The organism is Devosia sp. Soil_C_22 (genome assembly GCF_057657195.1).
In genome coordinates, this window is sequence record NZ_JBDGIY010000003.1 from 1 (window position 1) to 16,036 (window position 16,036).

A 16,036-nucleotide genomic window follows, 5' to 3' on the forward strand; every position below is an offset into this window, starting at 1 on the left:
ACCGGCACGACTGCCGACCCACCCAATCTCCACCACACCAACCACTCGTCATGATCTCGCTTCGGTGCAGCGGACGGAGGGATTGTAAGGGGTGGTGGAGAGAGGGGGATAAGATTTTGCATGGCGCGTGTGGCCACCCCCACCCACCGGCTTCGCCGGTCCCCCCTCCCCACAAGGGGGAGGGAGAGCCGACTGAGAGTTCGGATGACCCGACTGTGGGCTTGAGCTTCGGTTCTTGCACGGGTGTCCCTCCCCTTGATGGGGAGGGTAGTGGAGCTTGGCCGCTTGCGGCCTAGCGCAACTGGGTGGGGTGGGGCCCACGCACCGGTGGGGTGACCAGGTGGGTAGGAAGGCCTAGGGACAAACTACAACCGCCTCATGCCCGGAGAAGGGTCGTGCCTGTTGTCGCCCCCTCCACCCGCTACGCGGCCCCCCCCTCCCCGCCCCGCGGGGGAGGATCATGGAGAGGCCGTCGGCTTGGCCGTCCCCGCCCCTACATCGCCAGCCGCTTCGCCTCGATGCGCTTGTCGCTCACCGACACGGTGATCTCGAAATGCTCGGCCTGCACCACGTCGAGCACCTTGCTCGGGCGATAGGCGCAGGCATTGGTGCCGCCATGGTGGCGGACGCTGTCGTAGAGGATGCCGTCTTCCCCGGCGGCCCGATGGGCTTCGCCGAAGGCCTGGCCGGCGCTGTAGTCGGTGGCGGCGTGGAGCTCCGGCGAGGTGCCGCGGATATCGACGAAAGCGCCATCCAGGCGGGCGGAATAGCTGCGGAACGTGCGCTGCATGCTCTCGGCACCGCGCGCCAGGGCTTCGCGGCGCAGATGGTGGCCAACCTCGGCCACGGCTGTGGGGATGGCGGCCGCGGCGTACCAGGCGCCCAGGTCAGGACCGTTGAAGCGGCCCCCGCTCGGTGCGGCATGGAGGAAGGCGGCCATGACGATGCTCGAGTTGGGCCGGCCATAGGCCCATTCGCTTTGCGGTAGGCGGGCGACGCGTTCCTTGACCAGCCGGTCATTGGTCCAGCCGGCGAGTTCCATTACCGCCTCGAGATCGGCGGCGAGGGCGACCGTGTCGAACAGGCCGATCGGCGGAAAGCGCGACGGGATCAGCCGGTAGGTCGGCTGCGGGGCGGGCGAGTGCATCAGGTGATGACGATATCCGCATCCGCGTAGGGCGTGAACGCCGCATCGAGGGCGTTGGGCGGCATGTAGAGGCCGCCGCGCGCCGCATCGAGAAAGCGCCGCACCGCCATCAACCCATCCTGCGTGCCCGACGTGACCAGCGCCAGCGGCGGCTGGCCGCCAAACATCGGGGCCATGTGCGGGCCCTTGAGCCAGCGCACGCCTTCGGCCTCCTCGGCGAAGAGGACGCCGAGCGCCTGATGGATGCCGAACACTGCCGAGATGCGCAGCAGCGCATCGACATCGAGGGTGAAGGGCTGCCCCTCGCGGGCGAGCTTGGCCCAGTTGTGATAGGTCGAGCGCGATGGGAAGCCGAGCACCAGCCGCCGCTGCTCCTCGTTGAGGCCCCAGCGATCGGCGATGGTGAGGAAGGTGCGCAGCGCCGGGCCGCTCAGGCGACGCCGGTTGGGGGCGGTGAAGCGTCCGAGATCGATGATTTCGGCGTTGTTGGCCGCCGGCTCGAAGGCGGGCTGCGGGCGTTCACTGAAACCGAACTGCATGGGCACCTCCTGTCCAGATCAGGACATAAGCCTGATCTGGGGGAAATGCAAGAGTGAATCCAGATTTGGACAGTGGTGGTTAGGCCTCCCGCTTCACGACTTCCGGGATCAGGCCGCGCGGGGCATAGCGCAGTGCGATGGTGATCACCACGCCGAGCACCAGTACCCGCATCTGGCTGGCGCGCGACTGGATTTCGGGGATGGCGCCCCAGCCCATATCGGTCGACCAGCTGGAAATGCCGTTGAACAGCCACTGCGCCAGCGGGTCGGAGATCATCCAGGCGATATAGATGAGCAGCGCCCCGAATACGGCGCCCCAGTTGTTGCCGGCGCCACCGACGATGACCATCACCCAGATCAGGAAGGTGTGGTTGATCGGCTGGTACGCGCCCGGATCGTAGATTTGCTGGAAGCTGACCAGGATGGCGCCCCCAATGCCCATCAGCACCGAGCCGAGCACGAAGATCTCGAGCTGGCGCCGGGTGACGTTCTTGCCCATCGAGGCGGCCGCGACGTGGTTGTCGCGGATGGCGCGCATCATCCGGCCCCACGGCCCGCCATAGGCGCGCTGGATGAGGAAGAAGGCGATGGCGAGGATGATGACGACCAGCGCAAGGAAGCCGAGCCGGGCATAGACGAATGAATCGGCGATGTTGACGCCCTGGGCCTGCAGATCCTGCGGCAGCGGAGTGGGCCAGGAGATGGGGGACACGGTAAGCGTACCACGCGTCAGCCAGTCCATGTTCTTGAGCAGGGCGCGGATGATCTCGGAGATGCCGATGGTGGCGATGGCAAGATAGTCGGTCCTGAGACCAAGGCAGATCTTGCCCACGACATAGGCGACGCCGGCGGCGAGCACGCCGCCGAACAGCCAGCCCAGCACCGGATGAAGGCCGAGACCGCCGACCCAGCTGCTCGACAGACCCTCGATATAGGCCGCGGCCGGATCGATCTGGCTGCGATAGATCGCGTAGGCGGCGATCCAGGCGATCACGGTGAGCAGTGTTTTCCAGCCGCCGCGGATACCGAGGCGATCGGACTTCGACACGCCCCAGACCAGGAGGCCGCCGGCGAGGAAGGCGATCAGCGCGCGGCCGAGCATCATCGGCCCCTCGGACCCCCAGAACTCGGGATTGACCGGATAGGAGATGAAGGTGACGGCCGCGCCGCCCAGCATCAGCATGCCCATGATGCCGAAGTTGAACAGACCGCCATAGCCCCACTGGATGTTGAGACCGAGCGCCACCAGCGCATAGGCAAAGCTCTGCGCCAGCAGCAGCGTGATGTTGGCGGCGCCGAGAATCAGGCCGATCACCACGAACAGGGCGAAAAGGCCGACGAACAATGCCAGCGAACGCTGCACCATGTTCATGACGAGGCCCCCTTGAAGATACCGGTCGGGCGCCACAGCAGCACGACCACGAGGATGACGAAGGCCACGGTGAGCTTGTACTCGGTCGGCACGATCGCAAGCGTCGCCGGCACCTCGAAGGGCAGTGCGCCGGCGAAGGGCCGGAGCAGCACGGACCAGTTGAAGATCGCCGCCGTCTCGGCAAAGCCGATCAGGAAACCGCCGGCAATGGCGCCGAACGGCTTGCCGAGGCCGCCCACGATCGCCGCGGCAAAGATCGGCAGCACGATGTTGAAGGCGAGATCGGGCTTGAGGTTGACGTCGAGCGCCAGCATCACGCCGGCCATGGCGGCGAGGCCGCCGGCGATGATCCAGGTGACGCGCACCACCAGCTTGGTGTTGATGCCCGAGACCTGCGCCAGATCGGCATTATCCGACATGGCGCGCATCGCCTTGCCCAGCCGCGAGCGGGTGAGGAAGAGCTGCAGCGCGATTACCGCAACGACGGTCGAGATCACCATCAGGAGCTGCGGCTGGGTGAAGTTGATGGTGCGGGTGACCCCCTCGAGCGGCACCTCGAGACGGATCAACTGCTTGGCCTCGGTTTCAAAGAAGGAATAGGTGCCCGAGCCGAAGAACAGGCGGATCAGGCCCTGAATGATCAGCGTGACGCCGATCGAGGCGATGAGCAGCGTCACCGGCCGGGCGCCACGCTTGCGCAGCGGGGCGTAAAAGCCCTTGTCGAGGCCGAGCGCGATGATCGCCGTCAGCACCATCGCGATCGGCAGGACGATGAAGCCGGTCGGCAGCCACGGCACCGAGATGCCAAAGGCCTGGCAGGCCAGCATCAGGAGGAACGCGATAAAGCCGCCCATGGTCATCATGTCGCCGTGGGCGAAATGGGCGAAGCGCAGGATGCCGAAGATCAGCGTGATGCCGATGGCGCCCACGGCATAGATCGAGCCGAGCACGACACCGGCGACCATGACGTTGTTGAAAAAGAAGATGAGCTCGTTCATTGCCCTCAGCCCCCGAGGAAACTCTTGGCGACTTCGGGGTCGGCGATGAGCTCGGGGCCCGTGCCGGTGAAGCGGTTCTTGCCGGTGGCGAGCACGAACCCGCGCGAGGCGAAGGCGAGCGCTTGTCGCGCGTTCTGCTCGACCATCAGGATGGCGACGCCGGCCTGGTTGACCTTGACGATCTGCTCGAAGATTTCGAGCACGTAGCGTGGGCTGAGGCCGGCCGAGGGTTCGTCGAGCAGGAGGAGCTTCGGCTTGCTCATCAGCGCGCGGCCCATGGCCACCATCTGGCGCTGGCCGCCGGAGAGCTCGCCGGCCGGCTGCCGGCGCTTTTCGCGCAGGACGGGGAACATCTCGTAGACCCACTCCATGGTGGGGCGGAAATCGCCGGTGCGCGTGAAGGCGCCCATCTCGAGATTTTCCTCGACGCTCATCGAGGTGAAGACGTTCTTTTCCTGCGGCACGAAGCTCAGCCCCTTGGGCACCAGCCGGTCGGGCAGCGAGTTCTGGATCTCTTCGCCGTTGAAGACGATGGCGCCATCGGTGACTTTCAACAGGCCGAATATCGCCTTGAGCGTCGTCGACTTGCCGGCGCCGTTGGGCCCGACGATGACGCCGATGTCACTCTGCTCGATGGCGATGTTGACGCCATTGAGGATCGGCGCGCCGCCGTAACCGCCGACGACATTCTGGATATCCAATAGAGGCATCAGGCGGCCTCCACCGGAGCGCCGAAATAGGCCTCGATGATTTCGGGATTGGCCCGGATTTCGCTCATCGGACCCTCGGCGATCTTCTCGCCCTGCGCCATGACGATGACCGGGTCGCAGAGGCGCCCGATCAGGTCCATGTCGTGCTCGATGACGAAGAAGGTGTAGCCGAGTTCCTGGTTCATGCGCTCGATATTGGCGGCGAGATCCTGCAGCAGCGTGCGGTTGACGCCGGCGGCGACCTCGTCGAGCAGCACCACCTTGGCGTCGACCATCATGGTGCGGCCGAGCTCGAGCAGCTTCTTCTGGCCGCCCGAGAGGTTCCCGGCGAGTTCGTTCTTGACGTGCCCGAGCTTCAAAAAGTCGATGACGTCGAGCGCCTTCTGCCGCACGTGGCGGTCGGCGGACTTGACCACGCCCGGCATCAGCCAGGTACGGATGAGGCTCTCGCCGGGCTGGCCGGAGGGAACCATCATCAGGTTCTCGAGCGCCGTCATGTTGGAGAATTCATGCGCGATCTGGAAGGTGCGCAGCATACCGCGGTGGAACAGCTGGTGCGGCTTGAGGCCCGTGACATCCTGGCCGTCGAAGATGATCTGGCCGCTGTCGGGCGTGATATTGCCGGCGACGAGGTTGAACAGCGTCGATTTACCCGCGCCGTTCGGGCCGATCAGCCCGGTGATCGAGCCGCGCTCGACCCGGAGCGAACAGTTGTTGACCGCGCGCAAGCCGCCAAAGCGCTTGCTGACGTTCTTGACGTCGATGACTGCGTCGAAGGACACCCCGCCCCCGTCCTGATGTGTTAGCCGGTCTATAGCCTGCTTTGCTGGGCATCTGCGCATATGCAGAATACCCGGTCAACCGAGCAGCAGACCTTGGTTGTGGGCGCTTCCTATAGAAACCGTTCGGCTTTGACCAGATGGTCAAAGCACGGCGAGCACCGCATCGGCCGTCTTGTGGTTGGGCGCGAACAGGATGTTGTAGAGCGTGGCGAGCCGGGTGAGCGACTTGATGTCGACATCGTGCGGCATGGCGGTGAGCGGATCCTGGAAGAAGATCAGCGCATCGAGCCGGCCTTCGGCGATCATGGCGCCGAGCTGCGCGTCGCCGCCGAGCGGGCCCGACAGCATGCGCGTGACCGGCAGGCCGGCGCCCTCGGTGACCCGGCCGCCGGTGGTGCCCGTGCCGTACAGCTCGTGCAGGGCGAGCTTGTCGCGGTTCACCTTGGCCCAGGCGACCAGTTCGTCCTTCTTGTCGTCGTGAGCGACGAGCCCGATCCGCGCCATGGTGCCTCCTGCCCTGAGCAAGTGACGTTCTGCACGGCTCACGCCTTGAGCGCAATGGCCTCGGCGATCAGGATGGCGATGTCGTCTTCGGGGATGCTGTCGCCCGGCGCGAAGCGGATGAAGCGGACCTGCTTGCCATCACCTTCGAGCAGCGGCGAGCTGAGGAGTCGGCCCTGCTCGAAGACGAGCGAGACGTGATCTTCCATCGGGAAGATGGCGCAGATGAAGCCCGCCTTGGGATGCCGGTAGTTGACCGAGCCCCAGCCGAGCCGGGCCTTGGCCTCGAGGTCGGGGCGCAGGTTGAGCAGGGTCAAGGCGAGACGGCTCGCGAATTCCCCGATCGGTTCGGGGAACGGACGGACGATATGGAGCAGATCGGCGACCATTTCAGTCGACCGAGAGTCGGATGGTTGCATGGTTCATCTCGAGGCCCATGGGATCGATCATGGTCATGGCCTCGTTCTGGGCCATCTCTTCCATGATTTTGCCGCTCGCCGCCAGTGCTGCTTCGTGGCTCTCCCAGAAGACGATATCGAGATAGCTGCCATCGTCGCGCTCGGCGAGGTGGCGCGACACGAAACCGGGTTGGCGCTTCAGCCAGTCGCTGACCGCGGCATTGGCGTCGACGAATTGCTGTCCGGTCCCGCGCGCAAGACGGAAGGTAACGAGTTCGACGGTGGCGGACATGATGAGAAAGACCCTCTCCGGTGACGCGGGGAGAGGGTTTCGCACGCTTCTCCTGACACCGCGTGTCAGGGTTTTTCGAGAGCGCTCAGAATTCCGACCACTCGGCGTCGATGGCACTGCCGCCCAGCACCAGCATGGCGGTTTGCGTCCAGCTCGCCTGCCCTTCGGCGATCCTGCCGGCCTGCTTCTGGCCGGTGACGATGGCGGCAACGCCGGCACCGAACGCTTCGGCCAATTGCGTATCGGCTGCCGCGAGGTCGGTGGCGAGGCCGGCGCGGGTGTCGAGCTGGGCATGCACAGCTTCGATGCTGGCGCGATAGGTCTCCATCGCGGCCGAAACACTATCGACTCTGCTGAGGTCGTCGGCACGGAAAAAGGTGGCGCGCAGATCGGTCAGCGCCGTGACAGCGCCCTGGGCTGCCTCTTGCACTGCGGTGAGGTTGGCGGCGGTGGTTTCGGCAAGGAGTTCCGTGACGAGCAGGCGCGTCGACAGCAGCTGCCGCATGGCGAGGCCCGACAAGGCCGCCGCCCACCGACTGGAGTCCGACCAGCGCCATGCCGAGCAGGCAGATCATCAGGACGATCAACGTGCCGAAGGCTGCGTAAACGCGCTGCGCGACCGACAACCGAAACATGACTAAGACAACCCCCGGAGTCACGGATAATGGCGGCAGAACTAGGCGGTACTGCTTAAGGAAACTCCAAGCCGAATGTCACCTAACCGACATAGTCGGGGTTGAGCTAAGGCGCTGGTGCAGCGTGGATTTTCGGCAGCCCCCGGATTGTCGGGCTTTGCCGCGCGGTGGCCTCGCTGAGCCATGCGCCGCGTGAAAAGCTGAGTCGCGAAAACCAACAGAGGTCGAGACTTACGCCGGCGAGTAACCGGCATCGGGGCTGAGAATACCCCCACCCTGTCCCTCCCCCGCAAGGGGGGAGGTGACCTGCGCTCGCAAGTCATCGCAAGCCACCGACATCTGGGTGAGCGTCTCCCTCCCCCTTGCGGGGAGGGGACAGGGGTGGGGGCATCTTTGATGCTCGCGGCCGGAGATCAGAACTCCGACCACTCCTGGTCGATCGCGGCGTTGCCCTGCGTGAGGTAGGACTTGGCCGCGGTGCGCACGCGCTCCTGCAGGTTCCTGACCGTCGGCTTCGCTGGGGCGACCGGTGCCGGCTTCGCCGCCGGGACAGCACCCGACACGGTGAAGATGTCGACGATGCGGTCGAGATCGTTGGCCTGCGCCTCGGTCTGCTCGATGGCGGCATTGGTCTCTTCCACCAGCGCCGCGTTGTGCTGGGTCATCTCGTCGAGTTGGCGCACGGCGGTGTTGACCTCTTCGATGGCGGAAGCCTGCTCGCGGCTGTCCTTGGCGATGCCGTCCATCAGCGCGTTCGAGGACCGGGCCGCTTCCAGCATGGCGACGAGGCGGGCCGCAGCGTCGGCGACGAGCTTCGAACCGGTCTTCACCTCGCTGCCCGACTGCTCGATCAGCGCCTTGACCTCGGACGAAGCCTCGGCGGCCGACTGCGCGAGACGGCGCACTTCCACGGCGACCACGGCAAAGCCCTTGCCCGCTTCACCGGCGCGCGCCGCTTCGACCGAGGCGTTGAGCGCGAGCAGGTTCGTCTGGAAGGCGATGTCGTCGATCAGCCCGATGATGTTTGAGATCTTGGCCGACGAGGCGGTGATCCGCTCCATGGCGTCGTTCGCCTCGCCCATCACCTGGCCGCCCTCTTCGGCGGTACGAGTGACGGTCGATGCCACCTGGCTCGCCTCGCGGGCCCGCTCGGCATTCTGCAGCACGGTGCTCGCCAGCTGCTCCATCGCCGCCGAGGTTTCCTCGATGGTCGCGGCCTGCTTGGTGGTGCGTTCGCTGAGGTCGTTGGCGCCGGACAGAATCTCGCTCGTTGCGGTCTTGAGGCCACGCGAGGTGTCCTTGAGCTGGGCGACGACACCGCTCAGCTTCTCGGCCATGGCGTTGGTGTCGTCCTTGAGGCGGGCGAAGGCGCCCTCGTAGTCGCCCTGCATGCGCTTGGTGAGATCGGTATCAGCGAGCGCGGCGAGCACTTCGCCAGTCTCGGCGAGGCCGCGATCGACGGTGGCGACGAGGTTGTTGATCGACGAGGCGATGGCGTTGAGCTCGGCGTCCGGGAACTCCGTGTCAACCCGGCGGGAAAAGTCACCCGCGACGGCGGCATCGACCACCTGGCCGAAGGCGGCCTGCAGTTCGGCCATCATGGCGGTGCGAGCCTGCTGATCGGAAATGATGCGGGCGGCTTCCGCCTCGGTCATTTCGGCAACGCGCTGGCCGTTCTGACGGAATACTTCGACCGCCTTGGCCATGTCGCCGATTTCGTCGCGGCGGGTGTCGAACGGCACTTCGACGGCGAAATCACCCTCGGCGATCTTGCGCATGACGCCGGTCATGCGACTGACCGGGCGGGCGATCGAGCGGCCGAGGAAGAAGAAGGCGACCAGGCCGAGAACGAAGACGACGAGGCCGCCGGCAATCAGCGCATTGCGCTGCTCGACCGCATCGGCGAGCAGCGTCGCCTCGGGCACGGCGACCATGACGGTCCACGAGATGCCGAACTGCGGCAGCGGCAGCTCGATAGCGGTCATGCGCCACGGCTGGCCCTCGACCGGAACGGTAGCGTGATAGCTGCCCGCGGCAGCTCCGGCCATGGCCGCCTGTGCGGCGGCATCGCTGGCCGGTTGGCCGATCAGCGCCGGATCGGGCGGCACCACCCAGTTGCCGGTGGCATTGATGATGCCGACCCAGCCGGCGCCGAGCGGACGGTGTTGGCCGATGAGATCGGCGAAGACGCCGCCATTATAGTCGACGCCGATGAGGCCGACATCCTTGCCGTTCGCATCCCGCACGATGGCCGTGCTCGAGGTGAAGAGCTTGCCGTCATAGAGATAGGGGCCGACCAGCGAGGGCGAACCCTTGGCCAGCGGATCGAGGAACCAGTCCTTGAAGCCGTTCTGCAGCGACAGGTCGAGGCCGCCCCAGCTGGTCGCGCCGGTTTCGATGTCGCGGGTGATGCTGGGACCGAAATAGCCGTCCGGCAGGCCGAACTGCGAGCTCATCAGGCTGGCATCGGCGGCGGTCGGCGCATCCTTGGTGAGCAGGGTCCAGATGCCGACCGCGTTCGGCACGATGGTGATCTGCCGCTCGAACAGGTCCTTGTAGGCATCGGCCCCGACGCCCGGCGCCGAGATCATCGAGGTCAGCGTCTGCGACAACGAGTCGGCGACCGCCGAATGCTCCTTGAGCACCAGCTCCACATTGGCCGCCTCGGTCTGCGCGAGGCTGGTCAGCGTGCGGTTGGCGTTCTGGAGCGCGTGCTCGCTGGTCGAGCTGACGACGTAGAACAGGGTGGCGGAAATGGCTGCCGTGAAGACGGCTGCCGCGGCGAGCACAATCTTGCCCTGCAGCTTGAGCTTGGGCAGACGGAGCGGCGATTTGGCGGGCATAGGGAGGTCGTGGTCCTTCTGGAGTTTCGACGGCCGGGTGAGCTTCTGCGTCGACCGGCACCAGACCACGAACTGGTTAATGCAGCGTCACGCGGCATCCCGTATGACGCTGATTTCACGTTGGCTTTGTGGCTCACGCCGCCTGCCGGGCCGCGCCCGTCCGATCGAGCGTGAACACGTCCGCGATGGCATCGACCTCGCCTGCCTGCGCTTCGGTCTGCTCGATGGCAGCGTTCATTTCCTCGACCAATGCCGCGTTATGCTGGGTCATCTGGTCGAGCTGGCGCACCGCGCCGTTGACCTCGTCGATGGCCCCAGCCTGCTCCCGGCTTTCCGCGGCGATGGCGGCCATCAGCGTGTTGGAACGGCGGGCAGCCTCCAGCATACTGTCGAGCTTGAGCACCGCCTCGGCGACGAGCCTAGTGCCTCCCTTCACCTCGCCATCCGACTGTTCGATCAGCCCCTTGATCTCGCGCGAGGCCTCGGCGGCCGATTGCGCCAGCCGGCGGACCTCGACGGCGACCACGGCAAAACCCTTGCCGGCCTCGCCGGCTCGCGCGGCTTCCACCGAGGCGTTCAGCGCGAGCAGGTTGGTCTGGAAGGCGATGTCGTCGATCATGCCGATGATATTGGAGATCTTGGTCGACGACTGCGTGATGCGCTCCATGGCGACATTGGCCCGCTGCATCACGGCCCCGCCCTCCTCGGCGGTGCGCGACACTTCCTCGGCGACGTGACGGGCATCCTCGGCCTTTTCGGCATTGGCGCGCACGGTGTCGGCGAGCTGCAGCATGGCTGCGGTGGTCTCCTCGATGGTCGCGGCCTGGCGCGTGGTGCGTTCGCTGAGGTCGTTGGCGCCCGAGAGGATTTCGCTGGTGGCGGTCTTGAGTGCGCCGGAGGTCTGTTTGAGCGTCGTCACCATGTGCGCGAGCCGCTCGGTGACATTGTTGGTGTCGTCGCGCAGCTTGCCGAGCGCCCCGCCATACTCGCCGCTCATCCGCTGCGTGAGATCGGCGTCGGCAATGGCCGAGAGCGCGGTGCCGGCATCGGCGAAGATGGCTTCGACCGTGCCGACCAGGCGGTTGACGCTGTGGGCGAGGCGGTTGAGCTCATCGTCGGCGAAATGTGCGTCGACGCGGCGCGAGAAATCGCCCTCCGTCGCCGCCTCGACAACGTCGCCAAAACTTTGCTGCAGCGTCATCATCATCTCGGCGCGTTCGGCGCGGCGCTGCTCGAGGGCGATGCGCTCGTCCTCGGTGAGTTCCTGCACCTTCAGCGCATTGGCGCGGAAGACTTCGACATTGCGGGCCATATCTCCGATTTCGTTGCCGTGCGAGGTGTAGGGGATCGGGCTGTCGAGATCGCCGGCGGCGACGAGGCCCATGGCCTTGGAGAGACGCGGAATGGGGCGGGTGAGGCGAGAGGCGGCGAATACCGAGAGCGCGCCAATGACCAGCACGGCGATGCCGCCGACGAGGCCGAGCATCTTCAGCCCGTCGACTGCCGCCGCATCGATCTCGGCCTTGGGAATGCCGACATAGACGATGCCGATGACCTCGTTGGTGAGGTTCTGGATCGGCGCGTAGATGGTGTAGTGGGGCACGCCGAGAATGGTGGCTTCGCCGCTATAGGTGCTGCCGGCGGAGACGACGGGATAAACGGGGTCTTCCTTGGCCAGCGGCGTCTCGAGGATGCGCTCGCCTTTTTCGTCGAGGATGGTCGTGGTCTTGCGCACGAAATCCTGCGTCTCCGGATCGAAGACGAATAGCGTCGCCGTGTCGCCCGTCACCCGCCCGATCGTGTCGATCAGGTCGTGGGTGCGGAACTTCGGCATGGCCTTGGCTTCGATCTTTTCGAGCTCGCCGCCCTCGCTCCAGAAGATATCGGAGTTGGGGAGGTTCACCTCGAGGATCGCCGCGGCGATGCGGAGGTCTGTGGCGAGGCGCTGATCGGCGGTGGCGCGGCTGTTGGCCGCGAGCAGGAACCACACCGAGAAGAGGACTGCCGCGATGGCCACCGTAACCGCGGTGAACACCATTGCCGAAATCGCCGTGGTGAGCTTCAGCCCGCCTTTGGCACGCGAAGAGGTCTTGGCCATTCTAGCCCCCAATGCGCCGTGGCTCCCGGGCCCGGCTGCTCCGCTCTTCCCCGATCGGAACGATAGGGGAGCTTCCTTAATCGCCAGTTGACCGTTGCGGCCAGCCAGCAGGAACGTCACGGCGCCCGATACGAGCGCCAATAGCAATGCGAGCCCGGCGGCAGCAGCCAGGCGAAACTCGGCGTCGGCGATGCGGGTGTTCAGCGTCGCCGTCATGGTGCTGCCCGAGGCTTGCCCGAGCGTCAGCGCCGCATCCTGGAACGCGTCGTGGGCGGCATTGAGCCCGGCCCAGTCGTAGCCGGCGCGGCCATCTGGGATGGCGGCGATGCCGGCCGCGACACGATCGGCGAACGTCGCAGCGGCCTCGACATAGGCGCGGCCGGCAGGCGTGGCGCCAGCTGCGGCCGTAGCCGCGCGGAACTGGGCCAGTACCTGTTCGAGCCGGGCTTTCTCGGCCGGCAGCACGGCGGTGGCGTGGCGGGCCGCTTGCATCAGCGCCGGCGAGAGCGGCGCGGCATTGGCGGCAGCGGGAACACGGGTGAAATCGGCGGCCTCGCGGGAGACTTCGGCGGCGATGCCGGACGCCTCGTGGATGCGCGCGACCAGCATGGAGGCGGCCTGGCGTGCGGCGGCCGGATGGGCTCCAGACGAGAGCTGAGCCTTGAGCTGGTCGTAGGCGCGAGCGATGGCGGTGGTGCCGAAGGCGGCATCGCTGTCAGCAGCCACCGCGGCGAGGGCCGGATCGGCCGGCGGCAGCGCGCCGTCGCGGGCCAGCCCGACCAGTTCGGGTAGCACCAGGCCGGCGTAGCGGACGCCCTGCGCCTCACGGCGGGCCGCGTCGATCTCGCCGGTCGCTGCCAGCATCACGGCGCCACCCACGACAAGGGGCAGCACCGCAATGGCGATGGCAGCGATGAGGCGGTGCAACTGGCGCATACGTCCTCCTGGACTCGCCGGTCAGCGGCCGGAGATCAGAACTCCGACCACTCCTTGTCGATGGCCGCGTTGCCGTGGCTGAGGTAGGACTTGGCGGCCGCCTTGACCCTGTCCTGCAGCGCCTTGATGCCCTTGGCCGGTGCGTTCGCCGTTGCCTGCTGCGGTGCGGCGGGGACATCCTCGCCGGTGACGAACACATCGACAATGCGGTCGAGCTCGGAGGCCTGCGCCTCGGTCTGCTCGATCGCGGCGTTGGTTTCCTCAACCAGCGCGGCGTTGTGCTGAGTCATCTCGTCCATCTGGCGGACAGCGGCGTTCACTTCCTCGATCGCCGAGGCCTGCTCCTGGCTGGCGCGCGAAATCGAGTTCATCAACTCGTTCGACGAGCGGGCGGCGACCAGCATGGCCTCGAGCTTGGCGGCGGCTTCGGCGACGAGCCGCGAGCCGCCCTTTACCTCGACGCTCGACTGCTCGATCAGCGCCTTCACTTCGCTCGACGCGCTGGCCGCCGACTGGGCGAGCCGGCGGACTTCCACCGCGACCACGGCAAAGCCCTTGCCGGCATCGCCGGCGCGCGCCGCTTCGACCGAGGCGTTGAGGGCGAGGAGGTTGGTCTGGAAGGCGATGTCGTCGATCATGCCGATGATCGAGGAAATCTTGTTGGACGAGTTGGTGATGCGCTCCATGGCTTCGGTCGCCTGGTGCATGACCTGCCCGCCTTCCTCGGCGGTGCGGGTCACGCTGCCGGCGACGGTCGAGGCATCCTTGGCCCGCTCGGCATTGGCGAGCACGGTGCCCGAAAGCTGCTCCATGGCCGCCGAGGTTTCCTCGATGGTGGCGGCCTGCTTGGTGGTGCGTTCGCTGAGATCGTTGGCGCCCGACAGAATCTCGCCGGTCGCGGTCTTGAGGCCGCGCGAGGTGTCCTTGAGGCCGGCCACGATCTCGGTGAGCTTTTCGGCCACCGCGTTGGTGTCGGACTTCAGCCGGGCGAAAGCACCGTCATAGCGGCCCTCGACGCGGTGCGTGAGGTCGGCCTGGGCGAGGCCCGCGAGCACCGTGCCGGTTTCGCTGAGGCCGCGATCCACGGTTTCCACCAGTTCGTTGACGCTGCCGGCGAGTGCGTTGAGCTCGTCGTCCGGGAACTCGGCGGCGACGCGCTTCGAGAAATCACCGGCAATGGCGGCATCGACCACCGCGCCGAAGGACTTCTGCAGCTCCTGCATCATCTGCGTACGCTCGGCGCGCCGCTGCACCGACGCGACGCGCTCGCCTTCGGTCATCTCATTGACCTTGAGGGCGTTCTCCTTGAACACCTGCACGGCCTTGGCCATGTCGCCGATCTCGTCGCCGCGGCCGGCGCCCTGGATCTCGGTGTCGAGCTTGCCCTCGGCCAGCGCGTTCATCGTGCCGGTGAGCCGGCTGATCGGCTTGGTGATCGAGCGCGAGAACAGGAACCCGACGACTGCCGCGATGCCGAGGAGCACAGCGCCGACGCCGAGCATCATGTTGCGCAACTGCGCGACGGGCGCCAGTGCCTCGTCTTCGCCGATGGTGGTAACCATGGCCCAGGTGGTGCCGTTGAACTCGACCGGGGTGGCGGTCGAAATCATCCGCATGCCACGATAGTCGCTGGTGATGCCGGTGCTGGCAGTGCCCGCCAGCGCAGCCTCAACCATCAGGTTGTCGTAGCTGGTGGTGAGCGTGTCGTCGGCTTCCGAATAGACCGAGTCCGAGCGCAGCAGCTTGTCGGCGCCGACGAAGAAGCTCTCGCCGGTCTGGCCGAGATTGGCGTTGTCCTGCAGCATCTGGTTGATCGGTGCGACCGGCATCTGGAAGGCCATCACGCCCATCAGTTTGCCACGCGCGTCGATCATCGGGGTGGCAATGAAGCTCGCCGGCAGGCCGGTGAGCGGGTAGATCGAGCTGTCCTCGTAGGCGATCTGGCCGCGCTCGGTGAGCGACAGGGCCTTGCGGAAGGCGCGGCCGAGGCCGTTGTCGGCCATGTCGCCGCCCTCGGCGAAATTGAGCGCGAAATCGTCGTTCTTCATCACCGAGTAGACGAGGTTGCCCTCGGTATCGAACATGTAGAAGTCGAGATAACCCTGCGTCTCGAGCTGGTGGCGGAAGGTCGCCTGCACCTTGTCATGCGTGAAGTCGTAGTTGGTGCGCCCCGTCTGCTTCTTGTCCAATAGCTGGCGCTGGCCGGGCGGGTTCGGGTTCTCGGTGATGAAGCCCTGCCGTAGTGTCTCCTTGGCGTCAGTGGGCGGCGTAGCCCGGGCAAAGCCCTTCCAGGCGACCGAGAAATCGCGCACGGCGCCGAGTGCGCTCTCATTTGCGGCGGTGTTGATGAGGTCGGACTCGATGGTCTTGAGATAGGTGCTGAACTCGTCGGCGCGGTTGGTCGCCACGGTCTGCATCTGCCGGGCGCTGAGGTCCGAGACGATCGACGATCCGATCAGGTAGCTGCCTATGCCGACGCCGGCGCTGACGAGGAGGGCCACTCCAACCATGGCCAGCGGCAGCTTCTGCGCAATCCTGAACTTCGGAAAAATGCCCATTCCCAATCTCCTCCTGGAGCATGCGCGAGACAGGGCAATGAAAAGGGCTTGACGGGCGCAGGGATGGTCCGCACCACAATCACGCGCCGACCGTGCCCCCTCGCAGGTCCGCAAATGACTGGCGGCAATCTAGGCCGGGGCCCTTAATTTAGAATTACGCATCGACCCGCACTACTGCGAGTGATTCCGGGCATGACATCGATTTCAGGCGACATGAAAATAAGCCG

At 66.1% G+C, this 16,036-nt stretch carries 14 protein-coding genes; 1 reads left to right on the top strand and 13 read right to left on the bottom strand.

What is annotated here, in order from left to right; translation table 11 throughout:
• Nucleotides 1–493: 493 nt before the first annotated feature.
• The 10 genes from AC3A6I_RS20250 to AC3A6I_RS20295 form a co-directional block, all read right to left on the bottom strand.
• Complete coding sequence (locus tag AC3A6I_RS20250) at nt 494–1,150, bottom strand: RES family NAD+ phosphorylase (RefSeq protein ID WP_487545816.1); 657 nt, start codon at nt 1,148–1,150, stop codon at nt 494–496.
• Nucleotides 1,147–1,686 carry an MbcA/ParS/Xre antitoxin family protein gene (locus AC3A6I_RS20255; RefSeq protein WP_487545689.1) on the bottom strand — a complete coding sequence of 180 codons (540 nt, stop codon included), beginning with the start codon at nt 1,684–1,686 and terminating at the stop codon, nt 1,147–1,149. The genes AC3A6I_RS20250 and AC3A6I_RS20255 overlap by 4 nt, the downstream gene beginning before the upstream one ends.
• 79 nt (nt 1,687–1,765) lie before the next feature.
• Nucleotides 1,766–3,058, bottom strand: a complete 1,293-nt coding sequence (locus AC3A6I_RS20260) for a branched-chain amino acid ABC transporter permease (protein ID WP_487545690.1) — start codon at nt 3,056–3,058, stop codon at nt 1,766–1,768.
• The gene (locus AC3A6I_RS20265; protein WP_487545691.1) at nt 3,055–4,056 is read right to left on the bottom strand and encodes a branched-chain amino acid ABC transporter permease; all 1,002 of its coding nucleotides are present in this window, start codon (nt 4,054–4,056) and stop codon (nt 3,055–3,057) included. Before AC3A6I_RS20265 ends, AC3A6I_RS20260 begins: the two co-directional genes overlap by 4 nt.
• A gap of 5 nt (nt 4,057–4,061) precedes the next feature.
• Nucleotides 4,062–4,766, bottom strand: a complete 705-nt coding sequence (locus tag AC3A6I_RS20270) for an ABC transporter ATP-binding protein (RefSeq protein WP_487545692.1) — start codon at nt 4,764–4,766, stop codon at nt 4,062–4,064.
• Entirely contained in the window at nt 4,766–5,548 is a 783-nt protein-coding gene (locus tag AC3A6I_RS20275; RefSeq protein ID WP_487545693.1) for an ABC transporter ATP-binding protein, read from the bottom strand. Before AC3A6I_RS20275 ends, AC3A6I_RS20270 begins: the two co-directional genes overlap by 1 nt.
• Before the next feature lie 141 nt (nt 5,549–5,689).
• A complete protein-coding gene (locus tag AC3A6I_RS20280) occupies nt 5,690–6,052 on the bottom strand; it encodes a methylglyoxal synthase (protein WP_487545694.1) in 363 nt (120 codons plus the stop codon).
• A 38-nt stretch (nt 6,053–6,090) separates the two neighbouring features.
• On the bottom strand, nt 6,091–6,438 hold the full coding sequence (locus tag AC3A6I_RS20285) for a DUF1801 domain-containing protein (RefSeq protein ID WP_487545695.1): 348 nt from the start codon (nt 6,436–6,438) through the stop codon (nt 6,091–6,093).
• A 1-nt stretch (nt 6,439) separates the two neighbouring features.
• Complete coding sequence (locus AC3A6I_RS20290) at nt 6,440–6,739, bottom strand: antibiotic biosynthesis monooxygenase family protein (protein WP_487545696.1); 300 nt, start codon at nt 6,737–6,739, stop codon at nt 6,440–6,442.
• Nucleotides 6,740–6,824: 85 nt separating this feature from the next.
• The gene (locus tag AC3A6I_RS20295) at nt 6,825–7,244 is read right to left on the bottom strand and encodes a hypothetical protein (RefSeq protein ID WP_487545697.1); all 420 of its coding nucleotides are present in this window, start codon (nt 7,242–7,244) and stop codon (nt 6,825–6,827) included.
• On the opposite strand from AC3A6I_RS20295, the gene AC3A6I_RS20300 reads away from it, so the two are divergent.
• Complete coding sequence (locus AC3A6I_RS20300) at nt 7,243–7,380, top strand: hypothetical protein (protein ID WP_487545698.1); 138 nt, start codon at nt 7,243–7,245, stop codon at nt 7,378–7,380. The genes AC3A6I_RS20295 and AC3A6I_RS20300 overlap by 2 nt on opposite strands.
• Before the next feature lie 407 nt (nt 7,381–7,787).
• Here AC3A6I_RS20300 and AC3A6I_RS20305 read toward each other — a convergent pair whose 3' ends face one another.
• The 3 genes from AC3A6I_RS20305 to AC3A6I_RS20315 all read right to left on the bottom strand — a co-directional run bounded on the left by AC3A6I_RS20305 (nt 7,788) and on the right by AC3A6I_RS20315 (nt 15,809).
• Nucleotides 7,788–10,217: a methyl-accepting chemotaxis protein gene (locus tag AC3A6I_RS20305; RefSeq protein ID WP_487545699.1), complete on the bottom strand. Its 2,430-nt coding sequence runs from the start codon at nt 10,215–10,217 to the stop codon at nt 7,788–7,790.
• A gap of 133 nt (nt 10,218–10,350) precedes the next feature.
• On the bottom strand, nt 10,351–13,251 hold the full coding sequence (locus AC3A6I_RS20310) for a methyl-accepting chemotaxis protein (RefSeq protein WP_487545700.1): 2,901 nt from the start codon (nt 13,249–13,251) through the stop codon (nt 10,351–10,353).
• Between the two features lie 35 nt (nt 13,252–13,286).
• Entirely contained in the window at nt 13,287–15,809 is a 2,523-nt protein-coding gene (locus AC3A6I_RS20315; protein WP_487545701.1) for a methyl-accepting chemotaxis protein, read from the bottom strand.
• Nucleotides 15,810–16,036: the final 227 nt, after the last annotated feature.